Annotated in this window: 20 protein-coding genes and 1 pseudogene; 16 read left to right on the forward strand and 5 right to left on the reverse strand. The window is 71.4% G+C overall.

Annotated elements, in window-relative coordinates; genetic code table 11:
• Window positions 1–112 precede the first annotated feature (112 nt).
• The 3 genes from J2Y42_RS09615 to J2Y42_RS09625 are packed head-to-tail and all read right to left on the reverse strand — an operon-like array spanning window position 113 to window position 2,222.
• Complete coding sequence (locus tag J2Y42_RS09615) at window positions 113–886, reverse strand: hypothetical protein (protein WP_309857415.1); 774 nt, start codon at window positions 884–886, stop codon at window positions 113–115.
• Window positions 883–1,800: an ABC transporter ATP-binding protein gene (locus J2Y42_RS09620; protein WP_309857418.1), complete on the reverse strand. Its 918-nt coding sequence runs from the start codon at window positions 1,798–1,800 to the stop codon at window positions 883–885. The genes J2Y42_RS09615 and J2Y42_RS09620 overlap by 4 nt, the downstream gene beginning before the upstream one ends.
• On the reverse strand, window positions 1,797–2,222 hold the full coding sequence (locus tag J2Y42_RS09625; protein ID WP_309857421.1) for a GntR family transcriptional regulator: 426 nt from the start codon (window positions 2,220–2,222) through the stop codon (window positions 1,797–1,799). The genes J2Y42_RS09620 and J2Y42_RS09625 overlap by 4 nt, the downstream gene beginning before the upstream one ends.
• A gap of 124 nt (window positions 2,223–2,346) precedes the next feature.
• Between J2Y42_RS09625 and J2Y42_RS09630 the strand changes: the two genes are divergently transcribed.
• The 3 genes from J2Y42_RS09630 to J2Y42_RS09640 all read left to right on the forward strand — a co-directional run bounded on the left by J2Y42_RS09630 (window position 2,347) and on the right by J2Y42_RS09640 (window position 6,377).
• Window positions 2,347–3,486 carry an alpha/beta fold hydrolase gene (locus J2Y42_RS09630; protein ID WP_309857423.1) on the forward strand — a complete coding sequence of 380 codons (1,140 nt, stop codon included), beginning with the start codon at window positions 2,347–2,349 and terminating at the stop codon, window positions 3,484–3,486.
• 9 nt (window positions 3,487–3,495) lie between these two features.
• Window positions 3,496–4,923, forward strand: coding sequence for an amidase (locus J2Y42_RS09635; protein ID WP_309857426.1), 1,428 nt, complete (start codon window positions 3,496–3,498; stop codon window positions 4,921–4,923).
• Between the two features lie 77 nt (window positions 4,924–5,000).
• On the forward strand, window positions 5,001–6,377 hold the full coding sequence (locus tag J2Y42_RS09640) for an aminotransferase class V-fold PLP-dependent enzyme (RefSeq protein WP_309857429.1): 1,377 nt from the start codon (window positions 5,001–5,003) through the stop codon (window positions 6,375–6,377).
• A gap of 7 nt (window positions 6,378–6,384) precedes the next feature.
• Here J2Y42_RS09640 and J2Y42_RS09645 read toward each other — a convergent pair.
• A pseudogene (locus J2Y42_RS09645) lies at window positions 6,385–8,182 on the reverse strand (gamma-glutamyltransferase family protein).
• A 2-nt stretch (window positions 8,183–8,184) separates the two neighbouring features.
• Window positions 8,185–8,559, reverse strand: a complete 375-nt coding sequence (locus J2Y42_RS09650) for a DUF1844 domain-containing protein (protein WP_018190162.1) — start codon at window positions 8,557–8,559, stop codon at window positions 8,185–8,187.
• Between the two features lie 268 nt (window positions 8,560–8,827).
• On the opposite strand from J2Y42_RS09650, the gene infC reads away from it, so the two are divergent.
• The 13 genes from infC to J2Y42_RS09715 all read left to right on the forward strand — a co-directional run bounded on the left by infC (window position 8,828) and on the right by J2Y42_RS09715 (window position 22,083).
• Window positions 8,828–9,484: a translation initiation factor IF-3 gene (gene infC / locus J2Y42_RS09655; RefSeq protein ID WP_081626596.1), complete on the forward strand. Its 657-nt coding sequence runs from the start codon at window positions 8,828–8,830 to the stop codon at window positions 9,482–9,484.
• Entirely contained in the window at window positions 9,484–9,678 is a 195-nt protein-coding gene (rpmI, locus tag J2Y42_RS09660; RefSeq protein ID WP_018190164.1) for a 50S ribosomal protein L35, read from the forward strand. Before infC ends, rpmI begins: the two co-directional genes overlap by 1 nt.
• Before the next feature lie 46 nt (window positions 9,679–9,724).
• Window positions 9,725–10,117, forward strand: a complete 393-nt coding sequence (gene rplT / locus J2Y42_RS09665; protein WP_309857432.1) for a 50S ribosomal protein L20 — start codon at window positions 9,725–9,727, stop codon at window positions 10,115–10,117.
• Between the two features lie 153 nt (window positions 10,118–10,270).
• On the forward strand, window positions 10,271–11,071 hold the full coding sequence (locus J2Y42_RS09670) for an RNA methyltransferase (protein ID WP_309857435.1): 801 nt from the start codon (window positions 10,271–10,273) through the stop codon (window positions 11,069–11,071).
• 85 nt (window positions 11,072–11,156) lie between these two features.
• Window positions 11,157–12,197: a phenylalanine--tRNA ligase subunit alpha gene (pheS, locus tag J2Y42_RS09675; RefSeq protein ID WP_309857438.1), complete on the forward strand. Its 1,041-nt coding sequence runs from the start codon at window positions 11,157–11,159 to the stop codon at window positions 12,195–12,197.
• A complete protein-coding gene (pheT, locus tag J2Y42_RS09680) occupies window positions 12,197–14,740 on the forward strand; it encodes a phenylalanine--tRNA ligase subunit beta (protein ID WP_309857441.1) in 2,544 nt (847 codons plus the stop codon). The genes pheS and pheT overlap by 1 nt, the downstream gene beginning before the upstream one ends.
• 313 nt (window positions 14,741–15,053) lie before the next feature.
• On the forward strand, window positions 15,054–16,112 hold the full coding sequence (gene argC / locus J2Y42_RS09685) for an N-acetyl-gamma-glutamyl-phosphate reductase (protein ID WP_309857443.1): 1,059 nt from the start codon (window positions 15,054–15,056) through the stop codon (window positions 16,110–16,112).
• Between the two features lie 43 nt (window positions 16,113–16,155).
• Window positions 16,156–17,310, forward strand: a complete 1,155-nt coding sequence (argJ, locus tag J2Y42_RS09690; protein WP_309857446.1) for a bifunctional glutamate N-acetyltransferase/amino-acid acetyltransferase ArgJ — start codon at window positions 16,156–16,158, stop codon at window positions 17,308–17,310.
• Window positions 17,310–18,257: an acetylglutamate kinase gene (gene argB / locus J2Y42_RS09695; protein ID WP_309857450.1), complete on the forward strand. Its 948-nt coding sequence runs from the start codon at window positions 17,310–17,312 to the stop codon at window positions 18,255–18,257. The genes argJ and argB overlap by 1 nt, the downstream gene beginning before the upstream one ends.
• A 26-nt stretch (window positions 18,258–18,283) precedes the next feature.
• Window positions 18,284–19,510, forward strand: a complete 1,227-nt coding sequence (locus tag J2Y42_RS09700) for an acetylornithine transaminase (protein WP_309857453.1) — start codon at window positions 18,284–18,286, stop codon at window positions 19,508–19,510.
• 37 nt (window positions 19,511–19,547) lie between these two features.
• Entirely contained in the window at window positions 19,548–20,504 is a 957-nt protein-coding gene (gene argF / locus J2Y42_RS09705) for an ornithine carbamoyltransferase (protein ID WP_309857455.1), read from the forward strand.
• Window positions 20,501–21,961: an argininosuccinate lyase gene (gene argH, locus J2Y42_RS09710; RefSeq protein ID WP_309857458.1), complete on the forward strand. Its 1,461-nt coding sequence runs from the start codon at window positions 20,501–20,503 to the stop codon at window positions 21,959–21,961. Before argF ends, argH begins: the two co-directional genes overlap by 4 nt.
• Complete coding sequence (locus J2Y42_RS09715) at window positions 21,961–22,083, forward strand: hypothetical protein (RefSeq protein WP_018190175.1); 123 nt, start codon at window positions 21,961–21,963, stop codon at window positions 22,081–22,083. Before argH ends, J2Y42_RS09715 begins: the two co-directional genes overlap by 1 nt.
• Window position 22,084: the final 1 nt, after the last annotated feature.

Below are 22,084 nucleotides of genomic sequence, written 5' to 3' on the forward strand. Positions count from 1 at the left end.
CATCGTCGGACGGCGTGGAGAACGCGCCGGCCGAGTGAGGCCGATGGCATGAAACCGTGGCCGGGAGCGCGAGACTCCCGGCCACGTCCATGCCCGGCATCCGCCGGTCCGCTCAGCTGCGCGGGGTCGCCCGGCCGAGCACCGCGTACCCGGCGACCGCCGCCAGCGCGGTCGGCAGCAGCAGCCACGCCGTGATACCGACCGGGCCGTTCGCGACGAACCAGTCGCCGACAGCCGGCCAGCTCTGCGTGAAGGTGATCAGGGCGATGACGCCGACCACCAGCAAGGCGAAGACCGCACCGGCCACGAGGATGCCGTTCATCCGCCAGCGCATGAAGAGCGCGGCGGAGAACGCGCCGACGGCGAAGAAGAACAGCATGGCGGCGAACACGGTGAAGAGGCGCCCGCCGAGACTCTCCCCGTCGAAGTAGACCGACGTGAACAGGTGGCCGCCGAGGCCCCAGCCGTTCGTCCACTCCTCGATGGCCGAGAGCAGGGTGAAGCCGACGGCGTACCCGGCGGCGAGCATGAGGAAGGTCAGCCCGGAGCCGAGGGCGAAGTCGCGCCGGGTGGTGCTGTAGCCGAGCGCGAAGGGGAATGTCGCCGTGATGACCTGGATGCCCACGATCAGCATGTAGACGAAGATGTAGAACCCGCCGCCGCTCCACTGCGTCCCGTCCATTGCGTCGGCGCGGTCGGCCGGAGCGGTCGCCGCCCAGATGATCCACCAGATCAGCCAGTTCACCAGCCAGATGAAGAACATGATCATGACCGGGATCCAGATCGCGGTCCACTTGTTGACGAGGTTGAGGCGCACCACGCGCCAGACGCGGTGCCCCAGCGGGGGCGCGGCGATCAGCGCGGGGGCCGGGTTCACGGTGGTCATGCGGTCTGCTCGATTCCTGTGTCACGGACGTCGGTCCTGCGGACGATCAACTGCTGGAGCGACACCGGCGCGAGCTCCAGGCCCGCCGCCGCTGCCTGCGAACGGTCGGAGGCGCTGAGGCCGGCGACGGTCACGGAGGCGAGGCCGCCGACGCCGTCGCGGTGCAGCACCTCGCGAGCCCGGACGAACTCGTCGACGGCTCCGCGCGGGCCGACCACGGTGGTGGCGGAGGTGCGCAGGGTCTCGGCGTCCTCATCCATCAGGATGCGGCCCTGGTCGATGACGATGACGTGCTCGAGGAGGTTCGCCACCTCGTCGATCAAGTGCGTCGAGAGCACCACGGTCCGCGGATGCTCGGAGAAGTCCTCGAGCAGGCGATCGTAGAAGAGCTGGCGTGCGACGGCGTCCAGTCCCAGGTACGGCTCGTCGAAGAACGTCAGCGGCGCACGCGACGCCAGTCCGACGATCACGCCGATCGCCGAGAGCTGTCCGCGGGAGAGCTTCTTGATGCGCCGATTGAGGGGGAGCCGGAACTCCTCGACGAGCTGGTCCGCGTAGTCGGCGTCCCAGTTCTCGAAGAACCAGGGCGCACTGCGCAGGACGTGCTTCGGCTGGAAGTCCTCGGGGTACCGCTGGCTCTCCTTGATGAAGCAGATGTTCTGCAGCACCCGCGGGTTCTCGGTCGGCTTCTCGCCGAAGACGTGGATGTCGCCCTGCGTGGCGAAGTCCTGCCCGGTGATGAGCTGCATCAGCGTCGTCTTGCCTGCGCCGTTGCGGCCGAGGAGGCCGTGGATGCGGCCCGGCTTGATGGTGACGGACACGTCGTCGATCGCGGTGAACGATCCGAACCGTTTGGTCAGGCCCGACACCTGCACCGCCGGGGCGATGGAGGTCGGGGCGGGGGCGGCGCTCATGCGCTCACTCCTTTCGAGGGGGACGTCGCCGAGGACGTCGTCTGCGGTTCCTGGGTGGCCGGCCGCTGGTCTGCGGCCGTCTGGATCATGCGGGTCAGCTGCTCTGCGCCGATGCCGAGCTTCGCGGCCTCGGCGAGCAGCGGGCGGAGGTACTCGTCGCTGAACGCGTCGCGGCGCTTGGCGACGAGCCGCTCGCGGGCGCCGTCGGAGACGAACATTCCGATGCCTCGTTTCTTGTAGAGGATTCCGTCGTCGACCAGGAGATTCACGCCCTTGCCCGCCGTCGCCGGGTTGATCCGGTAGAAGGCGGCGAACTCGTTCGTGGACGGCACCTGGGTCTCGGCGGGGTAGACCCCGTCGATGATGTCGTCTTCGATCTGTTCGGCGATCTGGACGAAGATCGGCTTGCCTTCGTCGATCACGCGAGCTTCACCGGTTCATTACTCATGTAACTAACCAACCAGGCTTCGCCGCCGCTGTCAAGAGGCGGTTTCCGCGTCACGAAGCGACACCTCGGCTCGTCCTCCGGGTATGGGGTGGATTCTCGTGGCCATCGGAGCGGCCGGCCTGTTGTGGGCCGGCGCGCTGTGGTGCGTCCGTCGCGCCGCGATCGCGCTCGCCCGCGCGATCGTCGCGCCCAGCCCGCGGCCGCAGACCCGCATCCACGCGAGCACCGACACGACCGTCACGCTCGAGGCCGACCGCCGGACGCTGCACCGCGGGCAGTTCGGCCTCTGGTTCGGCGACGGCGGTCATGCTGTCGTCGGTCACGCCATCGCGTACGACCGCGAGACCGGCACCGTCTCCCGCGAACTGCTGGAGGTCACCGGCGATCTGTCGGCGGCGGCCGAGGGCGTGTGGACGGGGCACCTCCATCCCGATCCGGCCGCGCTCCGGCGGCGATACGGGGAGGTGCGGCTCCCGGTACCGGGCGGTGCGGCACCGGCCTGGGTGGTCGTGCCGGAGGAGGCCGGGCATCCGGTGACGTGGGCCATCCACATCCACGGGCACAACAGCACCCGCGTGACGGCCCTCCGCTCCGTGCCGGCGACGGACGCCCTGGGCATGACGTCGCTGGTGGTCTCGTTCCGCGGCGACGGGGAGGGGCCGTCCGTGCCGGGCGGTGCCTCCCAGCTCGGTCAGCGCGAATGGGAGGACGTGGATGCGGCGATCGCGTTCGCGCTCGCACACGGTGCCGAGCGGGTGGTGCTCGTGGGCTGGTCGCTCGGGGGAGCGCTCGCGCTGCAGCTCTCCGAGCGGAGCGCCCACCGGGCGGCCATCGACCGGCTCGTGCTCGTCGCGCCGGTCACCGACTGGCGCGCGGCGATCCGCAACGTGGCCGCCGAGCGCGGGCTTCCGGGGTGGGTGGGGGCGCTGGCGATCCGGGCGCTCGCCGATCCGGTCACAGCCGGGAACGCGGGCCTGCCCGAACCGATCGACTTCGACCTGCTCGACTGGTCGCGACCGGGGAGGCTCACCGTCCCGACGCTCGTACTGCACTCCGACGGCGACCGGGAGGTACCGCTGTCGTCGTCCCTGCTGTTCGCCATGGCCAACCCCCGCCTGGTCCGGCTCGTGGAGCTCCCTCCGGCCGAGCACACGTGGGAGTACAACGTCGACCCCGCCGCGTTCAACGCCGCCGTGATCGAGTTCCAGCCGGCCCGGGAGGACGGCGCGGTCGGCTAGCCTGGCCCCATGGCCGACCTCCACGAGCTGACGGCGCTCGCACTCTGGCAGGAACTCCAGTCCGGGCGGGTGTCGCCCCGGGAGCTCGCCGCCCACTACCTGGACCGCATCGAACGCCTGAACCCCGAGCTGGGAGCATTCGTCACCGTCACGCGCGAGCAGGCTCTCGAGCGGGCCGACGAGGTGGCCGAGCGGGTGCCCAAGACCGCCCCGCTGTGGGGGCTGCCCTCCGGCGACAAAGACCTGTGGATGCGCGCCGGCGTGCCGACAGGGTTCGGCTCCCGCGCGATGGCCGGCTTCGTTCCCGACACCAGCGACGAGATCGTCGAGACGCTCGATGCCGCGGGCGCCGTGAGCCTCGGGAAGACGAACGCACCGGAGTTCGGCCTCCCCGCCTACACGGAGTCGCTCGCCGCGCCGCCCGCGCGCAACCCCTGGAACCCGGAGCTCGGCGCCGGCGGATCGAGCGGAGGGGCCGCAGTCGCCGTGGCGGCGGGGATGCTGCCCTTCGCCCCGGGGTCCGATGGAGGCGGCAGCATCCGCATCCCCGCCGCCGCATGCGGGCTCATCGGACTGAAGCCCTCCCGAGGACTGGTGCCCGCGGGCAGCGGGATCGACTCGCTCGCGGGGCTCGTCGTCGACGGGCCGATCGCGCGCACCACGGCGGACGCGGCGCTGCTGCTCGACGGGATCATCGCGAAGCGCAACGGCCGGATCGACCACCACTACACGCTGCGCGCTCCCTACGATGACGACGGTCCCTTCCTGGGGACCGCCGTGCGCGGGGAGGGCAGATTCCAGCTCGGCGTGATGACGACCTCCGCCTGGGACGGCGCCTACGACATCCACATCTCGCCGGAGGCGCGCGAGGCGCTCGCCGCGGCCGTCGACGCCGTGTCGTCGCTCGGTCACGGGGTCGAGGAGACGGCGCTCGAGCCGGACGACACGTACGCCCCGGCCTTCCGCACGATCTGGCAGGCCGGGGCGGCGCGCATCCCGGCCGAAGGGGAAGCGCTCGCGTTGCTCGAGCCGCTGACGGCGTGGCTGGTGGAGCGTGGGCGTTCGCTCAGCGCCCGAGAGCTCGGCGAGGCGCTCTCGGCGCTCACCGCGTACGAACGCTCCTTCATCCGGCAGCTGTCCTCGTTCGACGCCGTGCTGACGCCCGCGATGGCGCTCACCCCGCGCCCGGTCGGCTGGTACGACCAAGAGGACGGTGAGCGCAACTTCGAACAGCAGGTGCAATACACGCCCTTCACGTCGATGCTCAACGTCACCGGTCTCCCGGCGATCGTCCTCCCGGTGTCGCAGACCGCCGACGGGCTGCCGATGGGCGTCCAGCTGATCGGCCGTCCCGGCGGCGAGCGGACGCTGCTCTCGATCGCCGCGCAACTGGAGCGCCGCCTCCGCTGGGCGGACCGCCGGCCGCCCGTCTGGTGACGAGAAGCTCGGGGGTGCTGCCTTGCGCCTCCGAAACGAGCAGCAACGAGCGCCTCGGCGCGCACTAGCATGCGCGTGTGACTGATCCGGAGGGATTCCGCGAGCCGCTGGACCAGGCGGTGGCGTCGGCGGAGCGCTGGCTCGACGGCATCCGCGACGGGCGCATCCCGCCCGAGACCGACGTGGAGCAGGTGAAGGATGCGCTGGGCCGGACGCTGCCCGACCGCGGCCCGGCGCCCGCCGAGGTGATCCGTCGCATGTCGGCGGCGATCGAGCCCGGGCTGATGCGCATCCACTCGCCCCGGTTCCATGGCTGGGTCATGGGAGGGGCGCAACCGGTCGCGCTCGCCGCCGACTGGCTGACGTCGGCGTGGGACCAGAACAACGGCCTCCGCTCCGTCACGCCCGGGGTCGCCGGAGCGGAGGAGCTCGCGGCCGAGTGGCTCCTCGACCTGCTCGCCCTGCCCGAGACCGCGGAAGTGGGATTCGTCACGGGAGCCACTGTCGCGAACGTCGTCGGGCTGACGTGCGGACGGGACGAGCTGCTGCGACGGACCGGCTGGGATCCCGGCGACGGGCTGGCCGGGTCGCCGCGCATCCGCGTGCTGGTCGGCGCCGAGCGGCACGGTTCGGTCGACAGTGCCGCTCACCTCGCCGGGCTCGGGCGCGGAACGGTCGTGGCGGCGGACGCTCAGGGGCGGATGCTGCCGGACGCCCTGCGCGAGGCGCTGGCGGACGGCGACGGCCCGGCGCTGGTCGTGCTGCAGGCGGGCAACATCCACTCGGGCGCCTTCGACCCGTTCCGTGAGCTGATCGAGATCGCGCACGCCGCCGGCGCCTGGGTGCACGTGGACGGCGCCTTCGGGCTCTGGGCGGCCGCCGCCCCTGGACTGCGTCCACTGACGGACGGTATCGGAGGCGCCGACTCGTGGGCGACGGACGCGCACAAGACGCTCAGCGTCCCGTACGACTGCGGCATCGCCGTCGTCGCCGACGCTGCCGCCCTGCACGGCGCCATGGCGCAGCACGCGGCCTACCTCGCCTCCTCCGCCGACGTGGCCGACCCGAGCGATCGCGTCCCGGAGCTCTCCCGTCGCGCCCGCGGGCTGACCACGTACGCGACGCTCGCGCAGCTCGGCCGCGCCGGCGTGGCCGACCTGGTACAGCAGCTGGCGGATGCGGCTACGGTGATCGCCGACGGCATCCGCGGCATACCCGGTGCGGAGGTGCTGAACGAGGTCGTCTACACCCAGGTCTGCGCGTCCTTCGGCACCGACGACCGCACCCGTGCGGTCGGGGCGGCGCTCCTCGCCGATGGTGCCGCGCTCGCGTCCCCGTCCACCTGGCAGGGCCGGCCCGTGCTGCGCTTCTCCGTCAGCAACTGGCTGACCGACGCGGAGGAGGCGGCCCGGACGGTCGCCGCCGTCCGTCGCGCGGTCGAGTCCGTGGCCTGACGCGCCGTCAGCGACCGGCGGCGTAGCCCTGCTGGCCGCGCGGGTTGGCGGCGGCGCTCAGCACGCCCGTCTGCGGATCGCGACCGACGGACGACAGGCGGCCCAACGTCCAGTCGCCGGCGCGGGTGACCCGGTGGCCGCGTGCCTCCAGACCCGCGATGACGGCGTCGCCGAGGCGGTCCTCGACGACCGCGCCGGCGGGAACCCAGGTGCGCGGCCAGAACGACTCCGCGATGGAGGTGGTGTGCAGCGCCGGCGCATCGATGGCCTGCTGCGGGGAGTAGCCGCCCACGATCGTGCGCAGCAGGTACAGCAGTTGCCACTGATCCTGCTGGTCACCGCCGGGGGAGCCGAGTGCGGTCACCGGCACGCCGTCGCGCAGCACCAGGGTCGGCGTCAGCGTCGTGCGGGGGCGGCGGCCGGGCGTGAGAGTCGACGCGGAGCCCTCCTCCAGCCAGGTCATCTGCAGGCGGGTGCCGAGGCAGAAGCCCAGCTCGGGGATGGTCGGGGACGACTGCAGCCAGCCGCCGGACGGCGTCGCCGAGACGATGTTGCCCCAGCGGTCCACGACGTCGATGTGGCAAGGTGTCTCCGCGCGTCTCGCCGGTGCGCAAAACGGTCGGCTCGCCGACGCCTTCTGCCGCGACCCCCGACGGTGGGGTGTAAGCGGTGCGCAGTGGGGGCGTGAAGGACTCGCGGCCGGGGAGCACCCCCGGACGGAACTCGGCGGCCGCCCGCTCGCCGATCAGCGCGCGACGCTCGGCCGCATAGGCGGGCGAGAGCAGCGTCCCGAGGGGCACGTCGTCGTCGCCGAAGTAGGCGTCGCGGTCGGCGTACGCGAGCTTCTGCGCCTCCAGCACCGTGTGGGCGCCGAGCTCGGTGGAGGGATCGAGCCGGTCGTCGTCGAGGCCGTCCAGGATGGCGAGGGTCGCGAGCAGCGCCGGTCCCTGGCTCCACGCGGCGGTCTTCGCGATGGTGTGCCCGCGGAACTCCAGGGTCACCGCCGGCTCGTACGACGCCCGGTACCCGGCGAAGTCGGACGCGGCGATGACGCCGGCATGATCCCCTCCGTCGGAATGGCGGTGCGGCGTGCGTACGAACGCCTCGGCGGCTTGCGCGACGAATCCCGTCGCCCACTCCGTGCGTGCCGCCTCGATGCGCTCCTCCCGGCTCGCCGCGCCGTCGCCCGCGGCGACGAGGCCGCGCAGCACCCGCGCGTAGGCGGGGTCGAAAATCAGCTCACCGGGTTCCGGGATGCGGCCGCCGGGCATCCACCGCTCGGCCGACGTCGGCCAGTGCTCGGTGAACAGCGGTGCGACGCGCGCGATCGTCGCGCACACCCGCTCGAGCACGGGATGCCCACCCTCGGCGTAACCGACGGCGAACGCGAGCACGTCGGCGAGCTCCCAGGTGCCGTGGTCCTTCAGCAGCAGGAGCCAGGCATCCACGGCTCCCGGGACGGCCGCGGCCAGCGCGCCGGAGCCGGGCACCAGCTCCAGACCCTCGGCGAGGTAGTGCTCACGGGTCGCCCCGGCGGGCGCGGGGCCCTGACCGGAGAGCACGACCGGCGTCGGGTCGTCTGCCGTGGCGAAGAGCGCGACGAGGTCGCCGCCCGGACCGTTCAGGTGCGGTTCGACGACGTGCAGCACGAAGGCGCCCGCCGCGGCCGCATCGAACGCGTTGCCGCCTCGCTCCAGCACCGCCTGCGCCGACGCCGTGGCGAGCCAGTGCGTCGAGGCGCTCATGCCGAACGTCCCCTGCAGAGTGGGGCGCGTCGTGAACGCGGGAGGCGGCGTGAACGCCATGGTCAGCTGACCGGGCCGGTGTACTTCTCGCCGGGACCCTTGCCGATCTCGTCGGGGATCGCGGACGCCTCGCGGAAGGCCAGCTGCAGTGACCGGAGTCCGTCGCGGAGGCTCCTGGCGTGCTGGTCGCCGACATGCGGCGCGCTCGCCGTGACGAGGCCGGCGAGGGCGTCGATCAGCTTGCGCGCCTCATCCAGATCCGTCTGGTGCTCCGGGTCGTCCGCCAGCCCGCACTTGACGGCGGCAGCGCTCATCAGGTGCACTGCCGTGGTGGTGATCACCTCGACGGCGGGCACCTCGGCGATGTCGCGGGTGGCCTCGGCCACGCCGTCCTCGTCGTGGCCGGAGTCGTCGAAGGTGAAGGATGTGTCGCTCACTGCATTCCTCTGTTAGAATCATTCGGGCTCCGGGACTTCTGTCCCGGTACGAAAGTGGAGATTCCTCCCACCCGCGCTTGACCGTTTTATAGGTTACCGGGTCGTTGCACTCCGCCACCGCGTGCGAACGCGAGGGTAGTCAGGGTGCTGTACCAGGCCTGTGATCGTCAGATCGCAGGCCGTGCTGGTGCGTGGAACCTCCTCTTTCGCCGGACCGTCACCGACGGCCCGTGGCTCGCGAAGAATCGCTTGATCAGAGGAGACAGACATCAGCGAACCCCGTACGAATGACCGTATCCGCGTCCCCGAAGTACGACTTGTCGGCCCCAGCGGAGAGCAGGTCGGTGTCGTCAAGATCGAGGTCGCATTGCGACTCGCGCAGGAGGCCGACCTCGACCTGGTCGAAGTCGCGCCCAACTCCAAGCCGCCGGTCGCCAAGATCATGGACTACGGCAAGTTCAAGTACGAGGCTGCGCAGAAGGCCAAGGAGGCCCGGCGCAACCAGGCGAACACGATCCTCAAAGAGGTCCGTTTCCGCCTCAAGATCGACAAGCACGACTATGAGACCAAGCGCAAGCGCGCCGAAGGCTTCCTGAAGTCCGGCGACAAGGTGAAGGCCATGATCCTCTTCCGAGGCCGCGAGCAGTCGCGTCCGGAGCAGGGCGTGCGTCTGCTGCAGCGCTTCGCGGAGGACGTCGCCGAGCTCGGCACGGTGGAGTCCAACCCCACGATCGACGGGCGCAACATGGTGATGATCATCAGCCCGGTGAAGAACAAGTCCGAGGCCAAGGCCGAGGCCAACGCAGTACGTGCCGCTACCAAGGCGCGCGCCCAGGGGCGCGACCAGGACGCGGTTGCTGAGACAGCCGACGCTGCTCAGTCCGACGAGAGTTCGCCCGCCCAGGCGACGAACGAGGAGAAGTAATGCCCAAGCAGAAGACCCACTCCGGCGCCAAGAAGCGCTTCAAGATCACCGGCAGCGGCAAGGTCATGAAGCAGCAGTCCGGCATGCGCCACAACCTGGAGCTCAAGTCCAGCCGTCGCACCCGCCGGCTGAACCAGGAGCAGGTCGTCCCCGAGGTGGACGCCAAGGTCATCCGCCGGATGCTCGGCAAGTAACGACTCGCCCGCTCAGATCTTTTATCAGCACTAAGGAAATCGACTAATGGCAAGAGTGAAGAGGGCGGTCAACGCCCACAAGAAGCGTCGGGTCATCCTCGAGCGCGCCGAGGGCTACCGCGGTCAGCGGTCGCGCCTGTACCGCAAGGCCAAGGAGCAGGTCACCCACTCCCTGGTCTACTCCTACAACGACCGCCGCAAGCGCAAGGGCGACTTCCGTCGTCTGTGGATCCAGCGGATCAACGCGGCGAGCCGCGCCAACGGCCTCACCTACAACCGCTTCATCCAGGGCCTGGGCCTGGCGGGTGTCGAGGTGGACCGTCGTATCCTCGCCGACCTGGCCGTCACCGAGCCCGCGACCTTCGCGGCCCTCGTCGAGACCGCCAAGAAGGCTCTGCCGGCCGACACGTCGGCCCCGAAGGCGGACGCCGCGGCGTAACACGCGCATCCACGAACGGCCCGGTCGACGCATGTCGGCCGGGCCGTTCTGCGTGTCCGGCACGCCTATGGGTCGCAACACGCCGTTATGGCCCGGCCAGAACGGCGTGTTGCGACCCACGGGCGCGGGGCCGTCCGCCCCTAAGCTGGTGCCATGCTGGACAACCCGCGCTCACCGCGCGTCAGGGCCGTCGCCAAGCTCGCCAAGCGCCCCGCCCGTGCCGAGACCGGGCTGTTCCTCCTCGAAGGACCGCAGGCCGTCGAGGAGGCCCTCGCCTTCCGTCCGGAGCTCGTCGTCGACCTGTTCGCGACCCCGACCGCGCTCGAGCGGTATCCGGAGATCGCCCGCGCGGCGTCCGACGCCGGGATCGAGGTCGAGTTCGTCTCCGAGCACGTGCTGGATGCGATGGCCGACACGGTGACGCCGCAGGGTTTCGTCGCCGTGGCCCGGCAGTTCCCGACCTCGATCCGTGACATCTTCGCCGGGTCCCCGCGGCTCGTCGCGGTACTGGAAGAGGTGCGGGACCCCGGAAACGCGGGAACGATCATCCGCGCCGCCGACTCGGCCGGGGCGGATGCGGTGGTCCTGAGCGGCCGCACGGTCGACCTCTACAACCCCAAAGTGGTCCGCTCGACGACCGGTTCGCTGTTCCACCTTCCGGTCGCTGTGGGCGCCGACCTGGGCGATGTCGTCGGACGGGCGCACACCGCGGGCCTGCAGGTGCTCGCCGCCGACATCAAGGGGGAGGACCTCCTCTCCGCCCGCCGCGACGGCGAGCTCGCGCGGCCGACCGCGTGGGTGTTCGGCAACGAGGCGCACGGGCTCGCCGACGAGTTGCTCGAGCTCGTGGATCGAGTGGTGACCGTCCCGATCTACGGCAAGGCCGAGTCGATGAACCTGGCGACGGCCGCCTCCGTCTGCCTCTACGAGTCGGCGTTCGCACAGCGCTCCTGACCAGGCTTTCTCCACAGGCGGACGTCATCCACAGGCTGGTCGCCGCGCCGAGAGGCCGGGCTCGCGCCGACTAGACTGGGTGACCGTGTCAGATTCCACGGAGATCACCGAATCCGCGGTCGAGTCGGCGGTCAGCGCGGCGCTCGCCGCGATCTACGCCGCGAGCGACTCGGCGGCCCTGAAGACGGTGCGCCACGACCACACGGCCGAGGGTTCGCCCCTCGCCCGGCTGAACGCGAGCATCCGCTCGCTCCCGGGCGACCAGAAGGCCGCGGCGGGCAAGCTCGTCGGCGGCGCACGCGCGCGCGTCAACCAGGCCTTCACCGCCAAGGAGGCCGAGATCGCCGCGGCGGAGGAGGCGGCTCAGCTCACCGCCGAGGCCGTCGACGTCACCGCGCTCCCGTCGCGGTGGACGCCCGGCGCCCGGCACCCGCTGAGCCTGCTCCAGGAGCGCATCGCCGACGTCTTCGTCGGTATGGGCTGGGAGGTCGCGGAGGGCCCGGAGCTCGAGAGCGAGTGGTACAACTTCGACGCCCTCAACTTCGACGCCGACCACCCGGCGCGCGCGATGCAGGACACCTTCTTCGTCGAGCCGACGGACGCCCACCTCGTGATGCGCACGCACACCTCGCCGGTGCAGCTGCGCGCCCTGCTCGGCGACGACCTGCCGGTGTACCGGATCGCCCCCGGGCGGGTCTTCCGCACCGACGAGTTCGACGCGACGCACCTCCCGGTGTTCCACCAGACGGAGGGCATCGCGGTCGACAAGGGCCTCACCATGGCCCATCTGCGCGGAACGCTCGACCACTTCGTCAAGACGCTGTTCGGCGACGAGGCGCGCGTGCGCCTGCGCCCCAACTACTTCCCGTTCACCGAGCCGAGCGCCGAGCTCGACCTGTGGCATCCCACCTTCAAGGGCGGTGCCCGCTGGATCGAGTGGGGCGGCTGCGGCATGGTCAACCCCAACGTCCTGCGCTCTGCCGGCATCGACCCGGACGTCTACTCCGGCTTCGCGTTCGGGATGGGCGTGGAGCGGGCCCTGATGTTCCGCAACGACGTCAAGGACATGCGCGACATGGCCGAGGGCGATGTCCGGTTCTCCCAGCAGTTCGGAATGGTGGTCTGATGCGCGTCCCCCTGAGTTGGCTCGGCGAGTTCGTCGACCTGGAGCCCGGCACCACGCCCGAGGAGGTGCACGCCGCCCTCGTTTCCGTCGGACTCGAGGAGGAGGACATCCACACCTTCGAGCTGAGCGGTCCGATCGTCGTCGGCCAGGTGCTCGAGTTCGTCGAGGAGCCGCAGAGCAACGGCAAGACCATCCGCTGGTGCCAGGTGCGCGTAGCCCCCGAGGGCCAGAACGCCGCCGACGGCGGTGCCGACGTGCGCGGCATCGTCTGCGGCGCCCGCAACTTCTTCGAGGGCGACAAGGTCGTCGTGACGCTGCCGGGCGCCGTGCTGCCCGGTCCCTTCCCGATCGCCGCACGCAAGACCTACGGGCACGTCTCCGACGGGATGATCGCCTCGGCCCGCGAGCTCGGCCTCGGCGAGGACCACGACGGCATCCTCCGCCTGTCGACGCTCGGTCTCGACCCGGAGGTCGGAACCGACGCGGTCGCACTTCTCGGGCTGGACGACGCCGCCGTGGAGGTCAACGTCACGCCCGACCGCGGGTACGCGTTCTCGATCCGCGGCATCGCGCGCGAGTACTCGCACGCGACCGGCGCGGCCTTCCGCGACCCGGCCGATGCGGTGCCCGTCGGCTCCGTGGCCGATCACCCGAGCGGCTTCAGCGTGACGGTCGACGACACCGCGCCCATCCGCGGTCGCGTCGGCGCGAGCGTCTTCGTGACCCGCGTCGTCCGCGACGTCGACGGGTCCCGCCCGACCCCGCCGTGGATGATCGCGCGCCTCAAGCTCGCCGGCATCCGGTCGATCTCGCTGATCGTCGACATCACCAACTACGTGATGCTCGAACTCGGCCAGCCGATCCACGGGTACGACCTCGACAAGCTGTCCGGCGGCATCGTGGTGCGACGTGCGACGCCGGGGGAGAAGCTCGTCACCCTCGACGACCAGACCCGCACTCTCGACCCGGAAGACCTCGTGATCTCCGACGACTCCGGCGCGATCGGACTGGCCGGAGTCATGGGCGGCGCCTCCACCGAGATCGGCGACGGCACCCGCAACGTGCTCATCGAGGCGGCGAACTTCGACCCGGTGTCGATCGCGCGGACGGCACGCCGTCACAAGCTGCCCAGCGAGGCGTCCAAGCGCTTCGAGCGCGGGGTCGACCCGCAGGTCGCCGTGGCGGCCGCTGCGCGCGTCGTCCAGCTGCTCGAGCAGCTCGCCGGCGGCCGCGCGGACGAGCTGGGCTCGCTGCTGGATGCGTCCGAGACCGCCGAGGCCATCCGCCTCCCCAAGGGGTACATCGCTTCGCTCATCGGCGTCGAGTTCACCGACGACGAGGTGCGCGGAGCGCTCGCCGAGATCGGCGGGACGGTCACCGAGTCGTCCGACGACCTGCTGGTCGCGCCTCCCACCTGGCGTCCCGATCTGCGCGACAAGTCGGACCTGGCGGAGGAGGTCGCCCGCATCGTGGGCTACGACCGCATCCCGTCGGTGCTGCCGGTCGCGCCTCCCGGCCGGGGGCTCACCCGTGAGCAGCGCCTGCGTCGTGCTGTCGCGCAGACGCTCGCCGACAACGGCGCGACCGAGGTGCTGTCCTTCCCGTTCGTGAGCGAGGCGCAGAACGACCTCTTCGGCTCCGCCGAGGCGGGCGGCGTGCTCGCCGTACGGCTGGCGAACGCGCTCGACGCCACGGCGCCGTACCTGCGCACCTCGCTGCTGCCCGGCCTGTTCGATGCCGCAAAGCGCAACCTGGCGCGTGGCCTCGTCGACCTGAAGGTCTACGAGCTCGGGACTGTCTTCCGCCCGTCGGAGGGGTCGATCGGCAGCGAGACGCTTCCGCCGGGCGCCGCGCTTCCCGGAGCCGACATCCTCGCCGGGCTGAACGCCGGCATCCCCGCGCAGCCGCGCCACCTCGCGGGCCTCGTCATCGGCAACGCCGTCGAGAAGCAGCCGGGCCTGGCCGCCGTGCCGGCCGGGCTGGTGGATGCGCTCGACATGGTGCGGCAGACCGCCGCGGCCGTCGGCGTGACGGTCGACCTCGTGCAGTCGTCGCACCAGGCGCTTCACCCGGGACGCACGGCGCGCCTGGTCGCCCGAGGCGCCGATGGCGCCGAGGTCCCGGTCGGCTACGCCGGAGAACTGCTCCCGGCCCTGGCCCACGATCTCGACCTGCCCCGCGTCGTCGCCGTCTTCGAGCTCGACCTCGACGCGCTGATCGCCGTCGCACCGGTCGACATCGTCGCCGGTGTCATCGCGGGCTTCCCGGCCGCGACGCAGGACCTGTCGCTCGTCGTGCGCGAGGACGTCCCGGCGGGAGAGCTGCTTCGTGCCGTCCGCGAGGGCGCCGGTGAGCTGCTCGAAGACATCCGGCTGGTCGACGACTACCGCGGCCCGGGGCTCCCGGAGGCGCACAAGAGCCTGACCTTCGCGCTGCGCTTCCGCGCGGACGACCGCACCCTCACCGCCGCCGAGGCGAGCGAGGCCAAACTGGCCGGAGCCGCGCGCGCCGGCGACCTTTTCGGCGCGACGATCCGCGAGTAACCGTCACGCGACCCCGACGCGACACCCCCGACCGGTCCCGGACCGCTGCGAGACACATCCCGCAACGGACCGGGACCGGTCGCGTGCATCCCGCCCCGGATTTGGCGACCGCCCGGGCAGGAGCGCTAGGGTTGTCCCATGCTTTCCGTCCGGTGCACCGCTTCGACGCGTGCGGCTCTCGCCGCCCGCGCCATGCGCCGACGCCTGCGCGACCGCCGAAGCTAGGCGGCGTTCCGGGCGGTCCTGACCAGTGGATCGACGTGGGCGCCGCCGTCGCCGAGACAACCGTCGTCCACTCGAACAAGGAACAAGCATGACTTTCTCGGTCGCCGTCGCAGGCGCTTCCGGCTACGCGGGCGGTGAACTGCTGCGCATCCTCGCGGGGCACCCCGATTTCGAGGTCCGCACCGTCACCGCGCACCAGAACGCGGGCCATCCGCTGATCGCGCACCAGCCGCACCTGCGCTCGCTCGCTCACCTCACCCTGCAGGAGACCAGCGCCGAGACGCTGAGCGGGCACGACGTCGTCTTCCTGGCGCTCCCGCACGGCACGTCCGGCGAGATCGCCGCACAGCTGCCGGACGACACGATCGTCGTCGACTGCGGCGCCGACCACCGGCTGGAGGACCCGGCCGACTGGGCGGCGTTCTACGGCGGCGAGCACTTCGGCGCCTGGGCGTACGGCGTCCCGGAGCTGCCTGTCGCCGATGCCGCCGGCGGCTTCGGCAAGCAGCGCGATCACCTCGTCGGCGCACGGCGGATCGCCGCTCCCGGCTGCAACGCGAGCGCGGTCTCTCTCGCGCTCGCTCCCGGCATCCGGGCGGGGCTGATCGACGACGAGGACATCGTGGCGGTGCTCGCGGTCGGTCCGTCGGGCGCAGGGAAGTCGTTGAAGACGATGTACCTGGCCAGCGAGATCCTGGGCTCGGCGAATCCGTACGCGGTGGGCGGGACTCACCGGCACATCCCCGAGATCCAGCAGAACCTGCGGAAGGCGGGCGCCGGATCGCCGACGCTGTCGTTCACGCCCGTGCTGGTGCCGATGTCGCGCGGCATCCTCGCGACCTCGACCGCGCGGGTGAAGCCCGGCGTCACCGCCGCTCAGGTCCAGGCCGCGTGGGAGGAGGCGTACGCGGGGGAGCCGTTCGTGCAGGTGCTGCCGGCGGGCGCGGTCCCGCGCACCGCCGACGTGCTCGGGGCGAACACCGTGCTGATCGGAGTGGCACTGGATGCCGCGGCGGGCCGGGTCGTGACGGTGCTCGCGATCGACAATCTGTACAAGGGGACGGCCGGAGCGGCCATCCAATCCGTCAACATCGCCCTCGGACTCGACGAGACCGCGGGCCTGACCGTGAACGGAGTCGCACCGTGACGCCAACGACCACCCCTGCACCGATGGCGACGGGAGCACGGTCGTGAGCGTCACCGCAGCCTCCGGGTTCGCCGCGTCGGGCGTCGTCGCCGGCCTCAAGGCCAGCGGGCGGCGCGACCTCGCCCTCGTGAAGAACCTCGGTCCGCTGAACGCCGCGGCCGCCGTCTTCACCACCAACCGCTGCAAGGCGAACCCGGTGCTCTGGAGCGAGCAGGTCATCCAGGACGGCGTGGTCTCCGCGATCGTCCTCAACTCGGGCGGGGCCAACTGCTACACCGGCTCGCAGGGCTTCCAGGTGACGCACGCGACCGCCGAGGCCGTCGCCACGGAACTCGGCGTCTCGGCGGGTGACGTCCTCGTCTGCTCGACCGGCCTGATCGGCGATCAGTTGCCACTGGACAAGCTGGTCGCCGGTGTCTCGACGGCCGCCAACGCGCTCGCCCGCGATGCCGGCCTCGGCGCGGCGGAGGCCATCATGACCACCGACACCCGGGCCAAGGAGGCGCAGTTCCGCTCGCCGAACGGCTGGACCGTCGGCGGCATGGCGAAGGGCGCCGGGATGCTCGCGCCCGGCCTCGCCACCATGCTCGTCGTCATCACGACCGATGCCGTGCGGACCTCCGACCAGCTGGATGCGGCCCTCCGCCGGGCGACGCGCGTCACGTTCGACCGCCTCGACTCGGACGGCTGCATGTCGACCAACGACACGGTCGCGCTCCTCGCCTCCGGAGCGAGCGGTGTCGAGCCGGGCGACGACGAGTTCGCGCGGGCGCTCACGGACGTCTGCCGCGACCTCGCCGAGCAGCTGCAGGCCGACGCGGAGGGCGCCTCGCACGACATCGCGATCGAGGTCGTGAACGCCGCCAGCGAGGACGACGCGGTCGTCGTCGGCCGGGCGGTGTCGCGCAGCAACCTGTTCAAGGCCGCGATCTTCGGCAACGACCCCAACTGGGGCCGGGTGCTGGCCGCCGTCGGCACGACCGACGCCGCTTTCGATCCGTACGGCATCGACGTCGCGATCAACGGCGTGCAGGTGTGCACGGCGGGCGAGCCCGACCAGCCCCGCGAGCTGGTGGACCTGACGCCGCGCGCGGTCCACATCCTCATCGACCTGCACGCGGGCGAGGAGACGGCGACCATCCTGACCAACGACCTCACGCACGACTACGTGCACGAGAACAGCGCGTACGCCAGCTGATGACCGCGACGGACGACATGGACACCGACCAGAACGAGAGAGACCTGGCTGCGGACGCCGCCGAACGCGACCACGCGGCCGCGGCGGCGAAGGCCGAGACCCTCATCGAGTCGCTGCCGTGGCTCAAGACCTTCCACGACCGCATCATCGTCGTGAAGTTCGGCGGCAACGCCATGGTGAACGAGGAGCTGCAGCGCACCTTCGCCGAGGACATGGTCTACCTGCGCTACGCCGGTCTCCGCCCGGTCGTCGTGCACGGCGGCGGCCCGCAGATCTCTGCGATGCTCGACCGGCTCGGGATCGACTCGGAGTTCCGCGGCGGCTACCGCGTGACGACCCCCGAGGCCATGGAGGTCGTGCGGATGGTGCTGACCGGGCAGATCAATCGCGACATCGTCGGCAACATCAACAAGCACGGTCCGCTCGCGGCGGGACTGTCGGGCGAGGACGCCGGGCTCTTCCAGGGGCGCCGCCGCGCTGCGGTCATCGACGGCGAGGAGGTCGACCTCGGTCTCGTCGGAGACGTCGTCGCCGTGGATCCCGAGGCCGTGCTCGCGCAACTGGCCGCCGGACGCATCCCCGTCGTGTCGTCGATCGCGCCGGACATCGACGACGCGGCCCAGGCGCTCAACGTCAACGCCGATGCGGCGGCCGCGGCGCTCGCGGTCGCGCTCGGGGCGGCCAAGCTGGTCATCCTGACGGACGTGGCCGGCCTGTACAGCGACTGGCCGAACCGCGACTCGCTGCTGTCGAAGATCGGCGCGGACGAGCTGCGCGAACTGCTGCCGTCTCTGGAGTCGGGCATGATCCCGAAGATGGCGGCGTGCCTCGACGCGGTCGACGGCGGAGTGGAGAAGGCGGCGATCATCGACGGGCGGGTGCCGCACTCGATCCTGCTCGAGGTGTTCACGCAGTCCGGCATCGGGACGGAGGTGGTGCCCGCGTGAGCGAGGACCAGGAATGGAACAGGACCATGACGGAAGAGCCCGAGAGCCCTGCGCCCGGAGCGCAGTGGCGCGACGGCGCCTGGCGTGCGCCGTTCGGCGAGACGATCATGCGCACGCTGGCGACGCCCAAGGTGATGCTGTCGCACGGGCAGGGCTGCCGGGTGTGGGACGTCGACGGCAACGAGTACCTCGACTTCCTCGCCGGGATCGCGGTCAACTCGCTGGGGCACGCGCATCCCGCCCTGGTGGATGCGGTCAGCCGTCAGGTCGCGACGCTCGCGCATGTCTCCAACTACTTCTCGACCGCTCCGCAGCTCGAACTCGCCGGGCGCCTGCGGACCATCACGGGAGCCGGTGACCGCGGCCGGGTGCTGTTCGGCAACTCGGGGGCGGAGGCCAACGAGGCCGCATTCAAGCTGGCCCGACTGAACCGCGGCCCGCACGGGCGGAAGACCCGGGTGCTGGCTCTGCACAACGCGTTCCACGGCCGCACCATGGGCTCGCTCGCGCTCACCGGCAAGCCGCCCATGCGGGAGGCGTTCGAGCCGCTGCCGGGCGGAGTCCAGCACATCGACTCCACGATCGCGGCGCTCGAAGCAGCCATCGACGATCACGTCGCCGCGCTCTTCGTCGAGCCGATCAAGGGCGAGGCCGGGGTGCTCGACCTGCCGGCCGGCTTCCTGAAGCGCGCACGCGAGCTCACGGAGCAGCACGGCGCGCTGCTCATCATGGACGAGATCCAGACCGGTGTCGGCCGCACCGGTGCCTGGTTCGCGTATCAGCACGAGGGCATCCTGCCGGATGCCGTCACCGTCGCGAAGGGCATGGCCGGCGGCGTGCCGATCGGCGCCCTGGTGACGTTCGGCTGGGCGTCCGACCTGTTCACGCAGGGCCAGCACGGCTCGACGTTCGGCGGCAACCCGCTCGCGACAGCGGCGGGCAACGCCGTGCTCGCCGAGATCGAGCGCTCCGACCTGGTCGGCAACGCCGCCCGGCGCGGCGAGGAGCTGAAGGCGATCATCCGATCGCTCGAGTCGCCGCTGATCGGCGATGTGCGCGGCCACGGCCTGCTCATCGGCATCGGGCTGACGGACGGCGAGGCGCACCGCCTCTCGGACGCCGCCCTCGCCAACGGCCTCATCATCAACGCGCCCAACGAGTCGAGCATCCGCCTGGCTCCGCCGCTCATCGTCGGCGATGCCGAGCTCGCGGAGTTCCGCGACTGCTTCTCGCGGGCGCTCGCCACCCTGTGATCCCGCGCCGACCATCCCCATCCACGAAAGGGCCAGCATGACCCGCCACTTCCTCCGTGACGACGACCTCACGCCCGCCGAACAGGCGGAGGTCCTGGACCTCGCGGCCGCACTGAAGCGCGACCGCTTCTCGGCGAAGCCGCTCGCCGGCCCGCAGACGGTCGCGGTGATCTTCGACAAGACGTCGACGCGCACCCGCGTCTCGTTCTCCGTCGGCATCGCCGATCTGGGAGGCAGCCCGCTGATCATCCAGAGCGGCGAGAGCCAGCTCGGCGGCAAGGAGTCGCTGGCCGACACCGCCCGCGTGCTGGAGCGCATGGTCGCGGCGATCGTCTGGCGCACCTACGCGCAGGCGGGGCTGGAGGAGATGGCCGAGGGGACGCGCGTCCCGGTCATCAACGCGCTGTCGGACGACTTCCACCCGTGCCAGATCCTCGCCGACCTGCTGACGGTTCGCGAGCACAAGGGCCGCACCGAAGGGCTCGTCATGAGCTACTTCGGCGACGGCGCGAACAACATGGCGCACTCGTACCTGCTGGGCGGGGCGACCGCCGGCATGCACGTCCGTATCGCGGCGCCGGCCGACTACGCGCCCGCCGAGGCGTTCGTCGCGGATGCGCGCGCCATCGCCGAGCGCACGGGCGGCTCGGTGACGGTGCTGACCGATCCGGCCGAAGCCGCGGCCGGTGCGGATGTCATGGTCACCGACACGTGGGTTTCCATGGGCAAGGAGGATGAGAAGGCCGAGCGCGTCGCCGTCTTCGGCGACTACACGGTCGACGAGCGACTGATGGGGCTCGCTGCGTCGGACGCCGTCTTCCTGCACTGCCTGCCCGCCTATCGCGGCTACGAGGTGAGCGCGGAGGTGCTCGAGGGCCCGCAGTCCGTCATCTGGGACGAGGCGGAGAACCGCCTCCACGCGCAGAAGGCGCTGCTGGCCTGGCTGCTCGCGAAGAACGAGCTGCTCGCGAAGAACGAGGAGGCCGCAGCATGACCGACACCGGCGAGACCGGCGGCGTCGGCCGCACCGGCGAAGGCTCCCTCTGGGGCGGCCGCTTCGCCGACGGTCCGTCGCCGGAGCTGGCGGCGCTGAGCAAGTCGACCCACTTCGACTGGCAGCTCGCCGCCTACGACATCGCGGGCTCCCGCGCGCACGCTCGCGCGCTCGCGGCCGCCGGATACCTGACCCCCGAGGAGCTCGACGGCATGCTGGCCGCCCTCGACAAGCTCGACCGCGATGTCGCATCCGGCGCCTTCGTCGCGGCCGAGAGCGACGAGGACGTGCACGGCGCCCTCGAACGCGGCCTGATCGAGCGGGCGGGGGCGGAGATCGGCGGCAAGCTGCGCGCCGGTCGCAGCCGCAACGACCAGATCGCCACGCTCGTCCGCATGTACCTGCGAGACCACGCGGGGGTCATCGCCGAGCAGCTCATCGCGCTGATCGACGCCATCGCCTCGCAGGCGGACGCGCATCCCGCCGCCATCCTTCCCGGGCGCACGCACCTCCAGCACGCCCAGCCGGTGCTGCTGGCCCACCACCTGCTCGCGCACTGCTGGCCGCTGGTGCGCGACCTGGAGCGTCTGGCCGACTGGGACCGCCGGGCCGACGTCTCGCCGTACGGCTCCGGTGCGCTCGCCGGCTCGACCCTCGGGCTCGACCCCCTGCTCGTCGCTCGCGAACTGGGCTTCGCCCGCAGCTCCGAGAACTCGATCGACGGGACGGCGGCACGGGATGTGGTGGCCGAGTTCGCCTTCGTCGCCGCCCAGATCGGCGTCGACCTGTCGCGGTTCGCCGAGGAGATCATCCTCTGGAACACGCGCGAGTTCGGATTCGTCACCCTCGACGACGGCTACTCGACGGGCTCGTCGATCATGCCGCAGAAGAAGAACCCGGACATCGCCGAGCTCGCCCGCGGCAAGGCCGGTCGCCTGATCGGCAACGCCACCGGCCTCCTCACCACCCTCAAGGGCCTGCCGCTCGCGTACAACCGCGACCTGCAGGAGGACAAGGAGCCGGTGTTCGACTCGGTGCGGACGCTCGAGACGGTGCTGCCGGCGTTCACCGGCATGGTCGCGACACTGCGCTTCCACACCGAGCGGATGGCAGAGCTCGCGCCGCAGGGCTTCTCGCTCGCGACCGACGTCGCCGAGTGGCTGGTCAAGCAGCACGTGCCGTTCCGCACGGCCCACGAACTGAGCGGCAGCCTGGTGCGCTTCGCCGAGGAGAACGGTCTGGAGTTGCACGAGGTGGACGACGAGCAGCTGGCGGCGATCTCGCCCCTGCTGACCCCTGAGGTCCGCACGGTGCTCTCGGTGGAGGGATCGGTGGCGAGCCGCGACGGCGTCGGCGGCACCGCGCCGGACCGCGTCGCGGAGCAGTTGGCGGCGCTCACCGACCACGTGAGGAAGGCCGCGCTGGCCCTCCGCGCATCCAGAAGGGACCTGGTCTGATGGCGCGCTTCGAACCGGAACGGAAGCGACCCTGGATCATCCCCGCCGTCGTGGTGCTGGCCGTCGCGGTCATCGTGATCGGACTGGTCGTCGCCGTGGCCGCGGGCGGCCGGATCTTCTGAC

The sequence above is a fragment of the Leifsonia sp. 1010 genome (assembly GCF_031455295.1).
GTDB lineage: Bacteria > Actinomycetota > Actinomycetes > Actinomycetales > Microbacteriaceae > Leifsonia.

Bases quoted from the DNA above. Each gene is read 5' to 3' on its own strand.
- J2Y42_RS09615 (WP_309857415.1), bottom strand. From the start codon at position 886: ATGACCACCGTGAACCCGGCCCCCGCGCTGATCGCCGCGCCCCCGCTG.
- J2Y42_RS09620 (WP_309857418.1), bottom strand. From the start codon at position 1,800: ATGAGCGCCGCCCCCGCCCCGACCTCCATCGCCCCGGCGGTGCAGGTG.
- J2Y42_RS09635 (WP_309857426.1), top strand. From the start codon at position 3,496: ATGGCCGACCTCCACGAGCTGACGGCGCTCGCACTCTGGCAGGAACTC.
- rpmI (WP_018190164.1), top strand. From the start codon at position 9,484: ATGCCCAAGCAGAAGACCCACTCCGGCGCCAAGAAGCGCTTCAAGATC.
- rplT (WP_309857432.1), top strand. From the start codon at position 9,725: ATGGCAAGAGTGAAGAGGGCGGTCAACGCCCACAAGAAGCGTCGGGTC.
- J2Y42_RS09670 (WP_309857435.1), top strand. From the start codon at position 10,271: ATGCTGGACAACCCGCGCTCACCGCGCGTCAGGGCCGTCGCCAAGCTC.
- pheT (WP_309857441.1), top strand. From the start codon at position 12,197: ATGCGCGTCCCCCTGAGTTGGCTCGGCGAGTTCGTCGACCTGGAGCCC.
- argC (WP_309857443.1), top strand. From the start codon at position 15,054: ATGACTTTCTCGGTCGCCGTCGCAGGCGCTTCCGGCTACGCGGGCGGT.
- argB (WP_309857450.1), top strand. From the start codon at position 17,310: ATGACCGCGACGGACGACATGGACACCGACCAGAACGAGAGAGACCTG.
- J2Y42_RS09700 (WP_309857453.1), top strand. From the start codon at position 18,284: ATGACGGAAGAGCCCGAGAGCCCTGCGCCCGGAGCGCAGTGGCGCGAC.
- argF (WP_309857455.1), top strand. From the start codon at position 19,548: ATGACCCGCCACTTCCTCCGTGACGACGACCTCACGCCCGCCGAACAG.
- argH (WP_309857458.1), top strand. From the start codon at position 20,501: ATGACCGACACCGGCGAGACCGGCGGCGTCGGCCGCACCGGCGAAGGC.
- J2Y42_RS09715 (WP_018190175.1), top strand. From the start codon at position 21,961: ATGGCGCGCTTCGAACCGGAACGGAAGCGACCCTGGATCATCCCCGCC.